Source organism: Chitinophaga hostae (assembly GCF_018224885.1).
Classification (GTDB): Bacteria; Bacteroidota; Bacteroidia; order Chitinophagales; family Chitinophagaceae; genus Chitinophaga; species Chitinophaga hostae.
Genome location: NZ_JAGTXB010000013.1, coordinates 198,550 through 204,794 on the forward strand (window position 1 = coordinate 198,550; position 6,245 = coordinate 204,794).

Consider the following 6,245-nt stretch of genomic DNA (forward strand, 5'->3'; position numbering starts at 1 on the left):
GGCAGTGTTATGCTATCAATCACCAGTTTCCCATCGCTCTTAACAACCGCTTGCTAAAAGCTAACGGCTAAAAGCTAAAAGCTTTATCCACTCCTCCGCCCCTTCCATCATAACATCAAATACAGGATCTTTGATATCATAATACGCATCGGCATTATCCGGGAAATATTTCGCCAGCTGTTGTTTTATGACTGCGTAGGCGCTGGCGGCACGGGGGTGAGCCCGCAGGTAATCGCGGCATAACAGCGCATAACGCTGGTTAAACCGGCCGTTTACCCGTATGTGCAGATTAACCCGCCTGTTTGTTTTAAAGTAAAAATGCTTTTCCAGTTCTGTATCAGCCAGGTCTTCCCTGCCCGGAGGCCGATGGTCGGCAAGATGCAGCTTTCTGATATATCCCAGCTGCTTCAGCGCCGCCTGAACCGGCACCTCCAGCGAGGCAACGGTCACCTGCACATCAATCACATCTTTGGCTGCCAGCCCGGGAATGCTGGTCGACCCAATATGATCCACCGCCAGCGCATAATCACCCAGGGCTGTTTTCAGTGCTGTGGCAATGTGGTTGTATTCTTCCGGCCAATGGTCGCTGTAAGGTATGATCTCAATTGTTTCCGACATGTTAAATGATATTAGATCTGCAATTTTAACTGATTAATCTTTATTTTTGCCCGTTGTATAAATGGCAGGTATTGCTGATCATACAAAACCAAACTTGACTATGGCTAACATTCTGATAATAGACGACGAAAAAAGTATTCGCAAAACGCTCACGGAAATTTTAAGTTATGAAGGGTATAAGGTAGACGAGGCGGCCGATGGCATGGAAGGATTTAAAATGTTCCAGGCGAAGTCGTACGATGCCGTTTTGTGCGACATCAAGATGCCGAAAATGGATGGGTTGGAATTTCTTGAGAAAGCGAAGGAAGTGAATGCAGATATTCCTATTATCATGGTGTCTGGCCACGGTAACATCGATACCGCCGTAGATGCCGTGAAAAAAGGCGCTTACGACTATATCTCCAAGCCGCCGGATCTGAACAGGTTGCTCATTACCCTGCGTAATGCCATGGATAAAACAACCCTGGTAACGGAAACCAAAACCCTGCGCCGCAAAGTAAACAAGGTGCCGGAAATGATAGGGCAATCAAGTCCCATTCTGAAGATCCGGGAAACAATAGAAAAAGTAGCCCCTACAGATGCCAGGGTACTGATCACCGGTGAAAACGGGGTGGGTAAGGAGCTGGTAGCCCGCTGGCTGCACGAACGTAGCAACCGTGCCTCCGGTCCTATGGTGGAAGTAAACTGCGCCGCCATCCCCAGCGAATTGATTGAAAGCGAGCTGTTTGGACACGAGAAAGGCTCTTTTACCTCTGCGGTAAAACAGCGGATCGGCAAATTTGAACAGGCCAGCGGCGGTACACTTTTCCTCGATGAAATCGGGGATATGAGTCTCAGCGCACAAGCCAAAGTATTACGTGCCTTACAGGAAGGAAAAATTACCCGCGTAGGCGGCGATAAGGAAATCAGCGTAGACGTACGCGTAGTGGCAGCTACCAATAAAGACCTGCTCCAGGAAGTGGATGGCAAAAATTTCCGACTGGATCTGTATCACCGTTTGAGCGTTATTCTCATCCACGTACCATCCCTGAACGATCGCAGGGATGATGTACCTTTGCTGGTAGATAGCTTCCTCGACAGCGTTTGCAGCGAATATGGTATTTCCCGCAAAGCGATCGATAAAGATGCGATGAAAGCATTGCAAAGCCATAACTGGACCGGTAATATCCGCGAGCTCCGGAACGTGGTGGAAAGATTGATCATCTTATCCGGTAAAACCATTACTGTTGATGATGTGGACGATTTTGTAGTGCCTGCCCGCGAAAAGAAAAAAGTAAGTTCTTAACCTGCTATATGCAAAAACACCTGTATCTGATCAGTGGACTGGGAGCGGATGAGCGCATTTTCAGCAATCTGCGCTTCCCCGCCGGCTACCAGGTGCATAACCTGCAGTGGATTACCCCGCTGCAGGATGAACCCATCAGCCAGTATGCTGCCCGCATGGCAAAAAATATTACGGCTGATGGGAGCATTTCTATCATGGGGGTATCTTTTGGAGGAATCATGAGCCTGGAAATAGCCAGGCATATTCCCGTAGAAAAAAACATCCTGCTTTCCAGTATAAAACTCAGCGCAGAAAAACCTCCCTACTATAACTGGGTAAAGCGACTGGGCTTATACAAACTCCCGGACCAGGTACTTTATCAACGCCGTAATATTGTAGTTAAAAGGTTTCTGAACATTGAAACCGAAGCAGAGCGCACACTGGTAAATGAATATCTCGCGAAGCGGGATTATACCTATATGCGATGGGCTGTTAATGCCATCCTGCATTGGGAAAATAACGAGATACCGGAAGGCCTCGTACATATCCACGGCGGTAAAGACATGCCTTTTCCCCTTAAATACGTGAAACCCACCCACGTTATCCCCGATGGTGGCCATTTTATGGTCCTCAACCGCGCAAAAGAAATTAACCGGATACTCGAAGAAACGATGAGCTAGTTTTTTTTGCCCAGGATTAAACTGATTATGATGATTTACAGGATTTTTTCTTTTTTGATTTTAAAAGATTAAGGAAGATATAAGGGAGTTTTTTGCCTGTATCTTCCTTAATCTCTTAAAATCAATTTGTAATCACAAGGAAAAAATCCTGTAAATCATCATAATCAGTTTAATCCTGGGCAAAAAAATCCTGGCAAAAAAAGTTAACAGCTAACAGCTAACAGCTGGTTCGCTATCTCCACGTTAGGTGGCAGCGGCTCCGTCAGTAACCGGGTTTGCGGACCGGCCAGCCATATTTTTACACCGGGATACAGCTCACTAAGTTGGCGGGCAAACCCATTCATGGCGGCTTTGGTGGTATTGGTAAGCAAATGGGTGTAAATATGTGTGACCTTCTTTGCCTGCATAAAAGGAGCCAGGTCGGCTAACGGCACATTGGGTCCGAAGCTGGTAACCATTTTGCCCTGCTTTTTCAACAGGTATTGTACATACAGTAACGGGATCTCGTGAAATTCACCTTCCGGTAAAAATAACAGGAAGTGCTCTGCGGCAGCGTAATTCATTGGCTGCCCGTCAATAGCCGTCATTATTTTGGTGCGGATAATACTGGAAGAAAAATGTTCCTGTGCAGGTATCACCTGGCCGGTTAGCCACAATACGCCTATTTTTTCAAGAAAAGGATAAATTACCCCGGTAATACATTTTTCAAACCCCAGGTGCAATACCTGGCTGTAAAAGATCCGCTCAAAACGTTGATGGTCGTAATCCAGGGTGGCCGCTATCAGCTCATTCACCGGCAACAGGGAGGATTTCCCGGCTACTGCAATTTCAAGGGAAAGTTGATTCTGCTCAGGTTCTGACAAAGCAGCTATGCGCGAGATCTTCATCCCGTGGTGGTATAAATAGGCAATGCGCAGCAACGTTTTCAGGTCATCACTATCATATGTTCTGTGATTGGTGTCTTTTCGCCTGGCCTGGAAAAGTGAGTAACGTTGCTCCCAGATCCTGATCGTATGTGCCTTTATACCGGTAAAGTTTTCAATATCCTTAATAGTAAATGTATTCAACGCAGGTATAGTAAAAAGTCAAATTTAGTTAATTCATTTGTGCCTGCCCTATATGGATAAAAATTATAATAAACGATCTTTTAATCTATTTTTAAGAAAACTTTTGTAAAGTAATCGTTACGGGCAAGCGACAGAATATTATATTTGCCTTTTTAAGCATCTAATAAGCGTAACTGAATGAACCTGGCATTTTGGAAAAAAAACAAAGACAGTCAGCCTAAGAAAAAGAAATCTGCGGTTAGAGAATGGTTAGACGCTGGTATCTTCGCTATTATAGCAGCCACCCTTATCCGCACCTTTATTTTTGAGGCCTATACGATCCCGACCCCCTCTATGGAAAAGACCTTACTTGTAAACGATTTTCTGTTTGTAAGCAAGATCAGTTACGGTCCACGTATCCCAATGACCCCCCTGGCAGTGCCTTTTGTGCATCATACCCTGCCTTTTACAAAATCTGCCAAAGCTTATTCTGAAGCGGTTAAATGGAAATACAGGCGTTTACCCGGCTTTTCCGATATTAAACGCTACGATGTGGTGGTATTCAACTTCCCGGAAGGAGATACCGTAGCCATAGATTCACCGGATCCGAGCTACTATAACATGGTAAGGGCTACTGGCTGGCAGTCTGTTCAGAACTCCTACGAAATCGTTCAGCGCCCGGTAGATAAACGCGAAAACTATATCAAACGTTGCATGGCGCAAGCCGGCGATACCCTGAAGATCATTGATGGCGCTGTTTATATCAACGGACAGGCAGCACCGGTACCTCCAGGCAGTCAGCATAAATACATCGTGGAAACAACCGGCGATCAGCTGAACGCCAGCCGTCTCGAAGAATTGGGCATTGCTACCACTGCGCCGGACTTTTACCAGATCGATGGCAGCAAATTCCTCTACAACCTGACACCAGCCAACGTGGCAGCACTGAAGCAATTCCCGATCGTTAAAAATATAACGATCTATGAAGATGCTAATTTTGGAGACTTTAACTATAACAGCATTTTCCCCCATGATACCGCACATTTCAAATGGACAGATGAAAACTTCGGCCCTATGTATGTGCCTAAGAAGGGAGTTACCGTAAAGCTGGAAGAAAGTAACATTGCTTTATACGACCGCATCATCCGTGTATATGAAGGCAACACACTGGAAAGAAAAGATGGAAAGTTTATTATCAATGGTCAACCCGCTGATACCTACACTTTCAAAATGAACTACTACTGGATGATGGGGGATAACCGTAATAACTCGCTGGACTCCCGTTTCTGGGGCTTTGTGCCGGAAGATCACGTGGTAGGCAAGGCATGGCTTATCTGGATGAGCTACGGAGAAGGGGGCATTCGCTGGAGCCGTATCTTTAGAAATATTAAGTAAGTAATTGTCGCTAAATATAATTTAAAGTAACTTACGGACCGGCATATCGCCGGTCCGTAGTTGTCTCAGCCCCCGCAATAACTGCCGGAAAAACGACCCAAAAAACTTTACATCGCTGATATGGAAAAACAATTGCTGCATATAGAATACCTGGTATACAACGATATCAACGGCCTGGATGATGCAGATGCCTGGTTACTGAAAGAGGCAAGGGAAGTTACTGCCCACGCTTATGCACCGTATTCACGTTTCCAGGTAGGTGCAGTGATCCGGCTGGCTAACGGTGAAATAGTGGCAGGCTCCAACCAGGAAAATGCCTCTTTCCCTATCGGTATTTGTGCAGAACGTGTAGCGCTGGCTTCTGCTGCTTCTGTATATCCCAATATTGATATCGATACCATCGCTATCAGTTATCACAATATCAATGGCGATAGCTCGCACCCCATTTCTCCCTGCGGTATGTGCCGGCAGGCCATTTCAGAATATGAAATGAAGCAGAACAGCCCTATCAGGCTTGTGTTAGGCGGCCTTAGCGGAAACGTATATGTGATCAACCGTGCCAATGACCTGCTGCCACTCTCTTTCAGTGGAGAGGAGCTAAACAGGTAATATCGTTATATATCATTTATTTCTATTTAAACAATAGCATTTGTAAATTATTTAATATATATATTTGTCGGCGCCGCTAAAGCACCGCGACCTATGAAACCCAGCCAGCTTTCCATCAGTATTTGTTCCATTTTGCTATCTACTGTCATGTATAGTGAACCGGCGGCTTGTTACTTTGATAAGCAACAAGAAAAGGCGGTAAACTACCGGTCAGGTATATACGCTGATAAAGATACGCTTGACATAGTGGCACGGAATCAGCGTTTGGCACACGACTTGTATGACAGGGGACTTTTTAAACGGGCAATTGTGCAATGGAAAAAAGTGCTGCACTTGCAACCATCCAATGCTTTTGCTATGTTTATGCTTGGAAAATCGTATATGGGTGCGGGTGAGCAGGAAAGGGGAGAGGCCCTGTGTGATAAAGCTATCTTGTTGGAAGAACAACCGTCAACTACCGATAAAATCATTTGCCACAGTGTAGAAGGGTTTTAAACAGCGCATAAAGGATAGGCAAGCTCCTTTTTTCGTTGCTGCTTACTGTGGTATTTTCTTCGGCAGCTTCGGCCACGGCGGCCGCAAGCTGCCAGCGCTGCGATCCGTAAGGCCCGCAGCGTTTTTATTAAAAAGAAA

7 protein-coding genes are annotated in these 6,245 nt (G+C 45.6%); 5 read left to right on the forward strand and 2 right to left on the reverse strand.

All coding sequences use genetic code 11. From position 1 onward, the window contains the following. Positions 1-60: 60 nt before the first annotated feature. Positions 61-618 carry a GrpB family protein gene (locus tag KE626_RS23600; protein WP_211975465.1) on the reverse strand — a complete coding sequence of 186 codons (558 nt, stop codon included), beginning with the start codon at positions 616-618 and terminating at the stop codon, positions 61-63. A gap of 100 nt (positions 619-718) precedes the next feature. Here KE626_RS23600 and KE626_RS23605 point away from each other — a divergent pair, with 100 nt between their 5' ends. Next, a complete protein-coding gene (locus KE626_RS23605; RefSeq protein WP_211975466.1) occupies positions 719-1,903 on the forward strand; it encodes a sigma-54-dependent transcriptional regulator in 1,185 nt (394 codons plus the stop codon). 8 nt (positions 1,904-1,911) lie between these two features. Beyond that, a complete protein-coding gene (locus KE626_RS23610) occupies positions 1,912-2,562 on the forward strand; it encodes an alpha/beta hydrolase (RefSeq protein WP_211975467.1) in 651 nt (216 codons plus the stop codon). A 203-nt stretch (positions 2,563-2,765) separates the two neighbouring features. On the opposite strand, the gene KE626_RS23615 is transcribed toward KE626_RS23610, so the two are convergent. Continuing rightward, positions 2,766-3,629 carry a MerR family transcriptional regulator gene (locus tag KE626_RS23615; protein WP_211975468.1) on the reverse strand — a complete coding sequence of 288 codons (864 nt, stop codon included), beginning with the start codon at positions 3,627-3,629 and terminating at the stop codon, positions 2,766-2,768. Positions 3,630-3,806: 177 nt separating this feature from the next. On the opposite strand from KE626_RS23615, the gene lepB reads away from it, so the two are divergent. The 3 genes from lepB to KE626_RS23630 all read left to right on the forward strand — a co-directional run bounded on the left by lepB (position 3,807) and on the right by KE626_RS23630 (position 6,107). Continuing rightward, entirely contained in the window at positions 3,807-5,003 is a 1,197-nt protein-coding gene (lepB, locus tag KE626_RS23620; protein WP_211975469.1) for a signal peptidase I, read from the forward strand. Between the two features lie 120 nt (positions 5,004-5,123). Further along, positions 5,124-5,612: a cytidine deaminase gene (locus tag KE626_RS23625; RefSeq protein WP_211975470.1), complete on the forward strand. Its 489-nt coding sequence runs from the start codon at positions 5,124-5,126 to the stop codon at positions 5,610-5,612. 93 nt (positions 5,613-5,705) lie between these two features. Then, the gene (locus KE626_RS23630; RefSeq protein WP_211975471.1) at positions 5,706-6,107 is read left to right on the forward strand and encodes a tetratricopeptide repeat protein; all 402 of its coding nucleotides are present in this window, start codon (positions 5,706-5,708) and stop codon (positions 6,105-6,107) included. The last annotated feature ends 138 nt before the right edge of the window (positions 6,108-6,245 follow it).